Here is a 12,719-nt window from a genome sequence, read left to right as displayed (position 1 = left end):
CTATTGCGCGGGCACCATCAGCGTGAAGGGGTGGACATAGGCCTGGAGCATGACCAGCAACCCGACCAGGACGGCGAGGGCGATGGAGTGGAAGAACACGTAGCGCAGGATGCTTCCCTCATGCCCGTACCACTTGGTCGCGGTGGAGGCGACGACGATGCTCTGCGCGTCGATCATCTTGCCCATCACGCCGCCCGAGCTGTTGGCCGCGGCCATCAGCACGGGGTTGATGCCAAGCTGCTGCGCGGTGATCTTCTGCAGACCGCCGAACAGCACGTTGGAGGCGGTGTCGGAGCCGGTGACCGCGACGCCGACCCAGCCGAGCAGGGTGCCGAACAGCGGGTAGAGCCAGCCGGTCTGGGCGAAGGCCAGACCCAGCGTGGCGTCGGTGCCCGAGTAGCGGGTGACGAAGCCGAGCGAGAGCATGCAGGCGATGGTCACCAGCGAGTATCGGATCAGGTAGAAGGTGCGGCCATACATCCGCACCAGCTCCATCGGGCGGTAGCCGAGCAGAAGGCCGGAAAGCAGGGCGGCGAGCAGGATGCCGGTGCCGGTCATGGACAGGATGTTGAAGTTGAAGATCGCCGATTCGAAGTGTGGGGCGGCCACCACGGGCGGGACTTTCTGCACCAGGTTGTGCAGCCCCTCGACGGGGATCCGCATCGCAAAGATGCCGTCCAGCGCCTTCTTGATCTGGGGAGTGCCCCAGGCGAAGACGAAGGCGCTCAGGATCACCCAAGGCATCCAGGCCCTGATGACGGCGCCGCGGGGCGCATTCTCCGCCTGCTGGTCCAGCGGCTGCTCGGGCAGATCCTTCGAGGACCAGTCGGTCGGTGCCTCGTTCATCGCCACCTTGGGGCGCCAGACCTGGAGGAAGCCCGCCAGGCACAGCATGGACACGATGGCGGCGACGACATCGACCAGCCACGGCCCGTGGAAGTTCGAGACCAGGTACTGCGGCACGGCGAAGGAGACGCCGGCGACCAGCAGCGCAGGCCACACCTCCATCATCTTGCGGAAACCGACGAAGGCCCAGATCAGCCAGAACGGCACGATGACCGAGAAGAAGGGCAGTTGGCGGCCGATCATGCCGCTGAGTTCCAACAGGTCGAGCCCGGTCACCGCCGAGAGCGCGATCACCGGCGTGCCGAGCGCGCCATAGGCGACGGGCGCGGTATTGGCGATGAGCGACAGGCCGGAGGCGGCGAGCGGCGAGAAGCCCAGGCCGATCAGCATCGCCGCGGTGACCGCGACGGGGGTGCCGAAGCCGGCCGCGCCCTCGAAGAAGGCGCCGAAGCAGAAGGCGATGAACAGCAGTTGCAGCCGCTTGTCATCGGACAGGCCGCGGATGCTGTTGCGCAGGACGTCGAACTCGCCCTTCTCGTTCGTCAGCTGGTAGAGAAAGATGACGTTCAGCACGATCCAGCCGATCGGCAGCAGGCCGAAGGCGGCGCCATAAACGGCGGACATGCCCGCCATGCCTGTCGGCATGCCAAAGCCCAGCACCGCGACGGCGAGCGAACAGGCAAGCCCGAGCAGGGCCGCGTAGTGCGCCTTCATCTCGAAAATGCCGATGGCGCCGAGCAGCACCACGACCGGCAGCGCGCCGAGAAGCGTGGACAGCAGCATGCTGCCCATGGGGTCATAGACCTGGGACCAGATCATGGGATGGAGTTCCTTGATGGGTTGGCGGTTTCTTGGGCGCCGAAGCGCCGCAGGAGCGGGTCGCGCGGTTGTCGGGTGCTGCCGGTACTTTCCGTGGTTCCTCCTCCTTGCATGTCATCCGCCGACCGATCGGCACCGCGCCCGCGAAGGCACGACCCGGAGCAGCCGAAGGTTGACCCATGGCGTCCTTGAACGCGCCATATTGGGTTAGTTAATAAACCAATCTTTGCGAGTCATCAGGAATCATTCGTGTGGATTGGTTTTCATCTGCCAGCCATCATCTCCCGATATGCCGCCTTTCCGTTTCTGCGATTGCCAATCGGAGCCAAATTCATCCTGGTGAGGATCGGCGATACCGAGTTGAATGGTGCAGATTTCAGACCAAGTAGCTGTCACGAACACGTCGGAGCTTGCCAGATGGAGCGCGCATGAAGGTCAGCGGGGAAACCTTCGAACCGATTGAGGTCGACACGGTCGCCGAGGCGGTGATCGAGCAGATCGAGCGCCTGCTGGTCGATGGCGTGCTCCGCTCCGGCCAGCGTCTGCCGCCGGAACGCGAATTGGCCGAACGGCTGGGCGTTTCACGCCTGAAGCTGCGCGATGCGCTCGCGGCCCTCGAGGCGCGCGGCCTTGTCGTGGCGCGACAAGGCGACGGGACCTATGTCGCGGCCTTGATCGGCACGGCGCTATCGCCGGCGATGCTTGAGCTTTTCGCCCGGCATCCAGCGGCCTTCCTGGGCTATCTCGAATTCCGCCAGGAGACCGAAGGCTTCGCAACTTTCCTGGCGGCGCAGCGCGCCACCGAAACCGACCGCACCATCATCAGGCGCATCATCGAGGCGATGCGTGAGGCACACACCGATTTCGATACGGCACGCGAGGCCGATCTTGATGTGAAGTTCCACGCGGCGATCGTCGATGCTGCCCACAACGCAATGCTCAGTCAGGTGATGGCTTCGATCTACGAGCTGATGGCGCGCGGCGTGTTCTACAATCGCAACTTCCTCTACGGCCGTGCCGACGCGCGTGATCGGCTTCTGGAGCAGCACGCGGCCATCGCCGAAGCCGTCCTGTGCGGTGAGCCGCAGCGGGCTGCGGCGGCGGCAGAGGCGCATATCGATTTCGTGCGCGAAGCCTTCAAGCTGGCCGAAACCGAGCAGATGCGCGATTGGGTGGCGCGCAAGCGCCTGGCCCTGCTGGACCTGGATTCACTCAGCGGCACCGCGCAGTATCGCCGCAAATCACCTCCCGCGGAACCGCCAAAGGGTGGTGCCGGCTGACGTCGTCAGGGCATGATGGCGGATTGCTGTGTGTGGTGGTCGCGCTGAGTGTTCGGTTGTCGATCCGTCAGCCTGTTCCGTTGCTTTCGGACGACGCGCTACCGCGCGGCTCCGTCCTTCTCACCGCCACGCCGGCCGAAGTAATCGATCGACCGCCGCCCCCGGCCGACCAGCCTCGCGGCACCCCTGCCTACGGGCTTGGGGGCTTCCTCTCACGGCCCATCCTCGTCGATCAGGTGGCCCCCTCCAGAAACCCCTCGTTGGTCTGCCTATGGGGTCGGCGGAGGGCTGATGCCGGGCGACGCGCGGGTAACGGCGATGTAGCGGTGCTTGCCCTGGGACCGCTAATGGGGTCTTTCCCAATGAGGCATCGATCATTCGCCTCATCGGCGCCGTGCTGCTGGAAGCCAATGATGAGTGGCAGTTGCAGCACCGCTACATGGGCGTCGAGGCCATGGCTGAGCTGCTCAATCCGTCCCAGACCAACGAAACTCTCCTAATCCCACCCAAGGCCGCCTGACCTTTGGCCAGATCAAAACCCGCAGCAATTTACACCACGTTGACGGACGTGATCGGCGCCTCAACAGGCGAGACGCGTCTCACGGCAACCAGAGAAGGTTGGATTCCGGTTCCCACCGCTGCTCCAGTCGAGGTTCCCACAAATAGTCTCCCCCTCCGGGGGCACCGCGCTGAGGCGCAGGTTTGGCTGCGGTTTGCGTGCCGGGCTAGATGGTGCGCGGCGGGAATGACCGCGGATTTCCGCGCAGAGAGAGGGAATTCTCTCCGGACCTTGAGGGTAGGGTGATTTTCCCTACAAGGTTTAGGGCATTGAAAAAACACCAGATTGTAGCACTTGGCTCAGTCAGAAGTTGCGCTTACCATTGCCCTGCCGATCGGTCCTGGCCGCTGAATTCCTGGCCGCAATCAGCCAGTCCGCGTCTGACGATCCCGCTCCAACTGTCCAAAGCCAGCCGAGCACCTCGAAAATCTGCGGCTGTCAGTGCCCCAGTCGGTAGCAGGACCATCTCTTCCGTCCGAGCAAATAGGTATCGTCATTTCGAAACAACGCGAATGGCTCCGGTAGAGCCAAAAAAGCTTCGAGCCGATGCTGGTAAGCACCTTTCGAAGCTAACTCGACGAGGATGGTCGAAAGCCACCGGATAATCTGCATGACATACAGCCGACCATAGCGCTGCACCACAGGAGCGGACTGCGCTTGCTGCATCATGGCTTCCACGGACCGGATCGGCAGGCCTCCCTCCGCATGATGTATCACCACGGATACACCTTCCAGGGGCACTGCGAATGCGGCTACCTGATCCCTACGAGCCATCGCGCGGCGACCACCTCCGTGCAGAGCAAGGATAGGTGTCGCAACCTCGTTCCACCACCGCTGGATCGGCTCGGGAAGTTGAGAGGCCTTGCCGCCGGACAGCGACGCGAGGTTGTAGTAGCGGCTCAGTTTGGCGAAGTCGGTCAGGTTGCCGATGATCGCAGCATGGATCGGCGAAGACGGTCGCGCTCCCCAGGCTTCCTGCAACCCGAGGGAAAGCCCGACTGCTTCGGAAGCCCGAAGCAGCGCGTCGATGTCGTGGCCGACCTTCTTCAGCGTCGCGTCGTCCATCCATGCCCCGCCGTTGTTGATCGCGTGATCAGCGACGAGAACAAGCTTTGCTAAACGCTCGAGGCCAATGGATAGGGCGAAGAATGCCTGCAAATAGAGACCCTTTTGGGCGTGGTTGGCTCGCCCGAGTTGGGTGACGCCTGTTGCCAGCTGCTCCGCCGCCAGTTCAGCCTCTCGGCCAAGCGCATGCCATTGTGGCGAGAAAATCACTGTGCCGCTTCCAGCACCTGCATGGTGGCCGGGGCGAAAGCCAAAGTCAGGCTAGATTCCGCAATTTCGCGGAATGTCCTCCATCCCCCTACCGCGTGGATTATGCGTGCTACCCGTCTTCGCACAGGTGTTACCGCCGCCGGAGCCGTGCTGAACCGGGATCGTAGACGTAGCTGGTGATTGTGCCGTCCTTGATCCTTTTCACTGCCTCATCGATGGCGAACAGGGGCACCAGGAACCATTCCCGCGGCACAACAGGATTTCCGAAACGGTCCTTAATTTCGATCTCGAGGCGCGCAGGGTCGAAAATCCGGTGGATCAGGTTTTCAAGCCGAGTCCGATTGATGTTGAAAAGCTCATAGGTCGCGATGACCTCGACGTCGGCCATCAAGAAAGTCGGCTGAAGCCGTGCGCCCGCTAGGCGCTTCTGCACTGCCGTATTGGTGACGCCGATTTTGTGGACCAGCTCGCGGTTGGCGGATACCACTGGGTGATCAGACTTGCTCCGCAACACGTAAATGGTGCCGGTCGCCTGGTCGTCCTTCTCCTGCTCTCCCGAGAACAGAGGCCCTACCGCCGGATCGGTGATCCTGCGCCCCGTATCGTCCTTGTTCAGCGCCCTCTGAAGCGAGCGCATCAGCATGTTGCTCTCGGTGCCATTGTCGAAGATCACGCGAAGGCGGGCATCGGTCCGGCCCTGCGCATTTGTGAATAGCTCGTCGACTTCGGCGACATATGCCTTCTGGCCACCCACGATGAACCACGCCCCGGGCCTAATCTCCGCCTTTAACTCGAATGGGCGTGTCTGCCGGATCCCGCTATCCAGTTCCTTCTGTACCTGCTGGAACAGCGGCTTGAAGCGGTCGAAATCCTCGCAGCGGTCGCGGCTGGCGATCTCCTCCGCCTCGCGCTTTTCCGCCGCCGTCCGCACGTGGCGCAGATCCGTGATGGCGGCGGCGGCTGCCACGTCGACACCGAGCTGGCTGAGCAGCTCGTCATCGTCAATGTCGTCGGGGATGGTCTCGCCGGCCAGAGGCCCCGCGGAAAGCAGGCCTTGGTCATCGAGGGGAGCGAGTAGCATCCGGGCGTCATCAAGCTCCCGCAGCCGCTCGAGCCGCACGGCATAGAGCCGCTCAAAGATGTCCCGCTCCTCCCCATGCTGGGGCCCGCGGCCATGCTCGGCGACGAAGCGCTGGATTTCCTCGAATCCCGCGATGACCCGCTCTTCGCGGGGCGTGCGGCTACCCTCGCGCTTGGAATCAACCTCGACGCCAAGTTCTTCGAGAAGGGCATCATCCTCATCAGTGAACTTAGCCACGCGCAGCCTCCGCCTTCATGCGGGCGAGGAAGGCCACACCCTCGGCCATTCGCTTTTCCCAGGCATCTGGCGAAGTGATGGAGGGCAGCCGGCCACGTTCCTGCTTGAACTTCAAGGCGCGCTTCGCCAGGTCCCGCGCTTCCTCCATCGTCAGGTTCACACGTCTGGCGGTGATGATCGCCTGGACCTGCCTCAAGCTCTCCTCGCTCATGGTCTTGGCCAGGATCGAATAGGCCTCACCGAAGGGATTGATACTGTCGATCAGATCGATGTCGAGGTCCCGCACATCCATGGCGAATTTGCGGACACCCTCAACAAAGGCGGTGTTCGGCCCCTTCTCGTCATCGCCGGCGCCAAGCGCGACCTCCTTGGCCTTCTGCGTCAGGGCCAAGGCTGCGATGGCGTGCTGGCGCACGGCCTCCTGGTCCCCTTCATCCAGCTCCGGGTAGCGGTCCTTGATGATCTTCCCCATCCGAACCTGGGTCAGCTCCTCCGGCACCAGTTCCGAATCGAACAGGCCCCGCTCAACCGTGGTCTTGTCCTGGACGAAGGCGGCGATGACCTCATTCAGATCCTGGTGGCAGATGCGAGTCGCCTCAGGGCTTTTTGGCTCCGACAGGCCCTTGATTTCGATCTGGAATTTCCCCTGCTCCTCATTGAAGCCGACATTGCATCGCGCGGGGTCATAGCCGCCTTCGCCATAGTCGAAGCCTGGAGTAGGGCCGCTTTCCGCCTTCTTCGGCTTGAACTCGAAGCGGGGCGCGAGGACTTGTTCCATCAGCAAGCTGGCGGCGATAGCCTTCAGCGTGTCGTTCACGGCCTCGGCCACGGCCTGCTCGGCGGCGTCCGGCTCCGCGATCAGGTTGGTGAAGCGGGCGCGGGTCTTTCCTGGCGCATCCCGGGTGGCACGGCCAATGATTTGGACAATCTCGGTCAGGCTTGATCGGTAGCCGACGGTGAGGGCGTGTTCGCACCAGATCCAGTCGAAGCCCTCCTTCGCCATGCCTAGCGCGATGATGATGTCCACAAAGTCGCGGTTATGCTTTTGGGCTGGGTCCTTCAGGGCGGCGGAGACGCGGTCCCGCTTGCTTGCGTCATCATCAACCAAGTCAGCGATGCGCAGGAGATGGCCATCGGGGGTTTTCACCAACTGGAAGCCGGTGGCGGGGTCGGTGCCCTGCCAATCCCCGAGTTCCTCAATGATGTGCTCAACCTCGCGGATTTTGTCCTTCGTACTCTCCCGCGAATTGACGCTCGGGATATGGATGATGGTCTTCTCGGTAGGGTCGAGCACCTTTAGGATGTCGTCGCTGTAGGAGCCCGAGTAGAAGAAGTAGCCGATGTCAAGCTGCTTCAGGTGCTCATAGCCATTGAGCTGCTCGTAGTAGGTGTAGGTGACGGTTTCGAATTTGGCCTCATCCTCGGGGCTGAGCACAGCCTCTGCATCGCCGCGGAAGTAGGAGCCGGTCATCGCAACCAAATGCACGCGGTCGCGGGCGAAGAACTCGGCTAGGTGCAGCCCGAGGCGGTTCTCCGGGTTTGCAGAGGCATGATGGAACTCGTCCACCGCGATCAGCCGGTCGTCGAAGGCTGCGACACCGAATTTTTCCACCGCGAAGCGGAAGGTGGCGTGGGTGCAGACCAGCACCTTGTCGTTCCCCGCCAGGAAGTTGCCGACCGCATTGACCTTCCCGCCATCCGTGCCCGGCGCGTTGCACAGATTCCATTGCGGCCCGACTGTCCAATCCGCCCAGAAGCCGTGCCTGGTCAGTGCCTCATCGGCAAAGCTCGCGCCGATAGAGCGTTCGGGCACCACGATGAGGGCCTGGCGCAGCCCCTGGTTCGCCAACTTGTCGAGGGCGATGAACATCAGCGCGCGGCTTTTGCCGGATGCAGGGGGGGACTTGATCAGCAGGTATTGCTCGCCTCGCTTCGCATAGGCGCGTTCCTGCATCGGCCGCATGCCGAGCGCGTTGGCGCGTGTGGAGCTACCGTGGCGGCCATAGGCGATCGAAACGGCGGGGATGGAATGGCTCATGCCTGGGGCTCCTGCCCGTCGCACAGGTGGAGGAGATCGCGCATCACCAACGCCGCCCTCGCCTCCAGGAACGCCTCGTAGTCATCGGCCACGAGGGCATCATGGGGAATGAGGTGCGAAGCCAGGCGGTGGCGCACCGTGTCGATGCCAAGGTTCGCCTTGGCAGCACGCTCGGCGATGAACACGCTGGGCCTCGTGCCGGATTTGTTGCGGTTGGTGTGGTCGGTGATGAGGGCGCAATTCAGCGCGCGGTTCACCAGGGTATCGGCCCGGGGCCGATCCAGGAACTTGACCGAATAGAGGTGGTCCATCTCGCGGGAGCCGATAGAACTGCGGCTGATGGGTGAGCCATCCGCAAAATCCAGCGCGCGCCGGCGCAGGGCAGCGGCCAGGATGGCGCGCGGCAGCCGGTCTTTTCGGCCTGGCCAACCGGCTGCGCGAAGCTCCTCTGTGCCGGGCAGTGGAAAGTTGGCTGTATCAAACAGCTCACAGCCTTGTTCGGGCGCAGGGGCCGTCATCATGACGCGCAACGCGCGAAAATCAGCATAGGCACGCGTCGCGGAGGTCTTGCCATACCGATGCGTGCAGCAGGCGCGCCACAAGGCCTTGCGAATGATCTGCCGGGCGTTGCCGGCCTGGTCCATTTTCAAGCCACCAGCCACCGACCACATCGCGCAGGTCAGATAGACCGCAACATCACTCGGCAGAGTATCGGCGTTCAGCAGGCCCTCCTGCGCCAGAAACTCCGTGCCGAGGCGGACCCCTTGTTCAAGCTGCGGCCATGCGCCAACCAGGCCCTTTCCGTAGCTGTCGTCCAGATAGGTCTTCTTGAGCGGCGGCTTGTCCTGCAAGAGAGCGCCTACTGCGAGGATCAGATCCTCGATGCGGCCATACGCCTTAGCGGCCGGCACCGCGGCCAGCAGGTCGGCCATCTTGTCGTGCAGGGATTCGCCCACTGCCTCCTCGACCTGCGCCACCACGATGTCGAAATCCTTGAGCGGCGAGGCTGAGGTATTCATCTTCTTGAAGACCTCGAGTGCCGTTTCGCGCGCCGTGCTAGCCGGCAGTTCGAGGAAGGGCAGCACGTAGCCACCGAGGCGCTGGCGAAGGTCACTGGCCACATCGCCCATCTCGTCGGTGTAAGCGCTGGCCGCGCGCAGTGCGTTACGCCACGCTTTGAACCGCGCTTCGCCCACGCTGCCGGGGCGCAGGATAGTGATGGGCGCCAGCCCGCGTGCTGCGCATAGCGCATCATCGAAGGCCCAAGCGGGCTGCTGCTCGCCCTTCTTGTTGAGCCATCGGCGCTCGACCACGACGCGTCCCTGGTCCTCCTCGTCATCATCGTCGCTGGCCGCGACATCCTCCGCCGGCTCGGCGCCGGTCAGGCGGATGAACACGCGCAGGTCCGGGTAGTCATCCGTCAGCGAACGCCAGAGGGCCGTGATGCGCTGCTGCCCGTCGAGGACGTGCATGTTGGGCTTCACCGACGACGCCGGCGCACCGACGACGGGTCGGGAGTGGAACAGCTCCCTATCTCCCACCTCCAGCACCAGCAGCACGCCGATGGGCAGTGAGGGGGCGCGCAGGATGTTCTCGAACACGCCGGCGATCTGGCGCGGGCGCCAGGCCTCGTGCCGTTGGAAGCGCGGTAGTTTCACCTGCGCTTGCTCGATCATGGAGAACCAGGCCTCGATCGTCTTGCTGCGGGCTTCCATGCGCGGCGTGTGTCCTTCGTCAGTGTTTCAGGCGCTGCTGGCGCGAGGGGTGGCTGCGCGTGCGGGCTTGCGCGGCGCCTTGGGCGCCGCCCCTGCGGGGCCCGAGGTCATCTTCGTGTATAGGTCGAAGAGTTTCTCCAGGCGCTCGGTGTCGTTCCGGAAGCGGCGTCCGATGTAGATGCGCTCCAGTACCTCATCGTTGCGATCGTGGGCGGCGCGCAGGTCTGCGGGCATCGCTTCGGGGTCGTAGAGATCGGCTATGGTGGCGGGGAAATGGGCTTCGCGGGCGAGCAGGATGTCCTCCGCGCAGCGTGTAAGATCGGCCTTGTTGGTCTCCGTAAGGATAGGGACGGGGAAGGTGTTCCAGCCGAGGGTGTTGGAGTAGCGGTAGTCGGTCTTCAGCTTGCCGCAGACGGTGGCGATCCACGTCAGGTGGAGCCGGGACAGCAGGATGCCTAACGGCCAAATCGCTGAATCGCTGACGAGGAAAGCGAGATTGGAGACCACAGTCCCAGCCGGAACCAACCCTGCGGGAAACCACTCACGACGTTCAGAACTGACTGAGGGGATGATGATGGCGTGCTGCCTGGGCACAGGCCCATGGTGCTGGAACCGGTGCGGAACATCCGCGAGCAGCTCGCGCGTTTCCTCCTTGTCACTCTCCGCTCGCAGCGACGCCACCGACTCCAATCGACGTTCGATTTCCGGAATGGACCGAGCCATTTCCAGATGTCGGTCGCCAATCATGAGGCAAGAGCGGGTGGCACCCTGCAAATAGTCTTGCGAGCCGAAGAACGGCCGAATGAACATACGGACATCGGCATGTTCTGCTGTCAGAGAGCGGACCTCCAGCGGGCTCAGGATCAGATGGCCGCCATCGTTCGGCACGCTGCCTGTGACCATCGCGGGTAGCGGCGCAAGCGGCCGCGGCACGCTGGTGACGAAAATATCTGCCCCATCGATCAGGTAGGCGTTGATGTTCGCGGCAGTGCGGGAGAACTCGCCATCATTGATGGTCTTGCGGGTACGCACATTCTTCATCGCCAACCCGACGATCACACAAGTCACGCCCGCGTTGCGCGCCGCGTTGTTCGCCCATTTGAAAGAGTGATGCGCGTGAAAAATCTCGACATCATGCCTCAGCACCAATGGCCATAGCTGAGGAAGCTGGCGGCCTTGACAAATTGAGTTGGTAGCAACGAGCGCGGAGGTTGCGCCGGTTTTTCTGCAATAATCGGCAGCGAGAAGGAACCAGCATCCGACGTAATCAATGTATCCGTATTTACGAGTAAGATGCCCAAACAACCGCTTCATCTCGGAAATCTGATTGTCGTCCTTCTTTCCTTTCCCAGAATAGGGCGGATTTCCACAAACAAAAATCTCGCCGCCTTCATTCTCAAAATCGATCTGCGCTTGCTCCAAAGGCGTCTCAAACAGATCATCGCTGACCAGCTTCACCCCCGTCCCCACCGACGGGCAGATGCTCAGCCAATCCAGCCGCAACGCATTCCCGGAGGTGATCCAATTCTCCGTGTCCAGCGGCAGGAACTCATCCAGCGCTTCCTGCTGCCCGCGGTGCAGCACATCGGCCTGGTATTCCGCGATGATCAGCGCCAGCCGTGCGATCTCGGCCGGGAAATCCCGCAGCTCGATGCCGCGGAAATTCGTCAGCGGAATCTCGCTGCGCCGCCCCGTCTCCCGCCGGCGGCGGTTGATCTCCGCCTCGATGGCCCGCATCTCCTTGTAGGCAATCACAAGGAAATTTCCCGAGCCACAGGCAGGGTCGAACACCCGGATGCGCGCGATGCGGTTGCGCAGGTTCAGCAGCTTGCGCGCATTGTCGCCGGCCTCGGCCAGCTTCTCCCGCAGGTCATCCAGGAAGAGGGGGTTCAGCACCTTCAGGATGTTCGGGACGCTGGTGTAGTGCATGCCCAGGGCCCCACGCTCCTCATCCTCGGCCACCGCCTGGATCATGGAGCCGAAGATGTCCGGGTTGATCCGCCGCCAATCCAGGTTGCCGATGTGCAGAAGGTAGGACCGCGCGATGCGGCTGAACCGCGGTACCTCGGCACTGCCCGAGAACAGGCCGCCATTGACATAGGGAAAGGCGTCGGCCCAGCGCGGCGTGCGCTCTGCCGCGCGGTCCGCCAGCTTCACGTTCATGGCGCGGAAGATGGCGCTGATCACCTCATGCGTGTTGCCCGCATCCGCTGCACTCATGGTCTGCACGGTGGAGGTGAACAGCAGCGGTTTGCGGAAGATGTCCGTGTCCTCGGCGAAGAAGCAGAAGATCAGCCGGGCGAAGAAGTGGTTCAGCTCCGGCCGGCGCGCCGCCGTGCCCCAGTAGGGGTTGTCGCGCAGCAATTCGACATAGAGGCGGTTGAGCCGGCTGGTGGCCCGGATATCGAAGGCGCTTTCGCGGATTTCCTTGACGGTGGTGATGCCCGCCAGCGGTAGGAAGAAGCCGAAATGGTCGGCCAGTTCCGGCACCGCGCAGGCCAGCGTCTCGCCGCCCGTCAGCTCCTCCGCCTCAAGCGTCTCACCATCCGTCGCCAGGATGAATTTGGCGCGCGCCCGGGTGGTGGCCGGGCTGGCCCTCAGCGCGCGCAGCGTGTCTGGTACAGCGCCGGGGTCGCAGGTGGCGATGTGGATGTTGTTGGTCTGCAGCACGCCGCCCAGATCCGAGCGGTTGGAGGCGCCAGAGCGCAGCTTCTTCAGCGTGGTCGGCTTGTTGCCGAAGGCTTCCAGGAAGGCATAGGGGAACGCGGCCCGGTCGAAGGGCTGCTCTGCGAGGGCAGTGACGGCCTGCTCGATCTCGACCGCATTCATGCGGAGGGAGCAAGCAGGCAAAGGGTGGAGACGAACCTTG

7 protein-coding genes and 1 pseudogene are annotated in these 12,719 nt (G+C 63.1%); 2 read left to right on the top strand and 6 right to left on the bottom strand.

All coding sequences use genetic code 11. The features are described 5' to 3' along the window. The gene (locus JJI54_RS07390; RefSeq protein WP_203072230.1) at window positions 1–1,665 is read right to left on the bottom strand and encodes an L-lactate permease; all 1,665 of its coding nucleotides are present in this window, start codon (window positions 1,663–1,665) and stop codon (window positions 1–3) included. 428 nt (window positions 1,666–2,093) lie between these two features. Here JJI54_RS07390 and JJI54_RS07385 point away from each other — a divergent pair, with 428 nt between their 5' ends. Together JJI54_RS07385 and JJI54_RS07380 are read left to right on the top strand one after the other, a co-directional pair. Beyond that, window positions 2,094–2,945 carry a FadR/GntR family transcriptional regulator gene (locus JJI54_RS07385; RefSeq protein WP_203072228.1) on the top strand — a complete coding sequence of 284 codons (852 nt, stop codon included), beginning with the start codon at window positions 2,094–2,096 and terminating at the stop codon, window positions 2,943–2,945. A gap of 349 nt (window positions 2,946–3,294) precedes the next feature. Beyond that, window positions 3,295–3,465: pseudogene (locus JJI54_RS07380) on the top strand (transposase); the annotation flags it as partial. Between the two features lie 477 nt (window positions 3,466–3,942). On the opposite strand, the gene JJI54_RS07375 reads toward JJI54_RS07380, so the two are convergent. From JJI54_RS07375 to JJI54_RS07355, 5 genes are all read right to left on the bottom strand, one after another. Next, the gene (locus tag JJI54_RS07375) at window positions 3,943–4,779 is read right to left on the bottom strand and encodes a hypothetical protein (RefSeq protein WP_203072226.1); all 837 of its coding nucleotides are present in this window, start codon (window positions 4,777–4,779) and stop codon (window positions 3,943–3,945) included. Between the two features lie 130 nt (window positions 4,780–4,909). Further along, the gene (locus JJI54_RS07370) at window positions 4,910–6,097 is read right to left on the bottom strand and encodes a GIY-YIG nuclease family protein (RefSeq protein WP_203072225.1); all 1,188 of its coding nucleotides are present in this window, start codon (window positions 6,095–6,097) and stop codon (window positions 4,910–4,912) included. Continuing rightward, the gene (locus JJI54_RS07365; RefSeq protein ID WP_203072223.1) at window positions 6,090–8,135 is read right to left on the bottom strand and encodes a DEAD/DEAH box helicase; all 2,046 of its coding nucleotides are present in this window, start codon (window positions 8,133–8,135) and stop codon (window positions 6,090–6,092) included. The genes JJI54_RS07370 and JJI54_RS07365 overlap by 8 nt, the downstream gene beginning before the upstream one ends. Next, window positions 8,132–9,850 (bottom strand): DUF262 domain-containing protein, encoded by a 1,719-nt coding sequence (locus tag JJI54_RS07360; RefSeq protein WP_203072221.1) that lies wholly within the window; start codon window positions 9,848–9,850, stop codon window positions 8,132–8,134. The genes JJI54_RS07365 and JJI54_RS07360 overlap by 4 nt, the downstream gene beginning before the upstream one ends. 27 nt (window positions 9,851–9,877) lie before the next feature. Next, window positions 9,878–12,679 (bottom strand): class I SAM-dependent DNA methyltransferase, encoded by a 2,802-nt coding sequence (locus JJI54_RS07355; RefSeq protein WP_203072219.1) that lies wholly within the window; start codon window positions 12,677–12,679, stop codon window positions 9,878–9,880. Window positions 12,680–12,719: the final 40 nt, after the last annotated feature.

This window comes from Falsiroseomonas ponticola (genome assembly GCF_016805305.1).
Lineage (GTDB): Bacteria > Pseudomonadota > Alphaproteobacteria > Acetobacterales > Acetobacteraceae > Falsiroseomonas > Falsiroseomonas ponticola.
The sequence above is the reverse complement of the archived record's forward strand: the minus strand, read 5'-3'. Positions and strand labels throughout refer to the sequence as shown.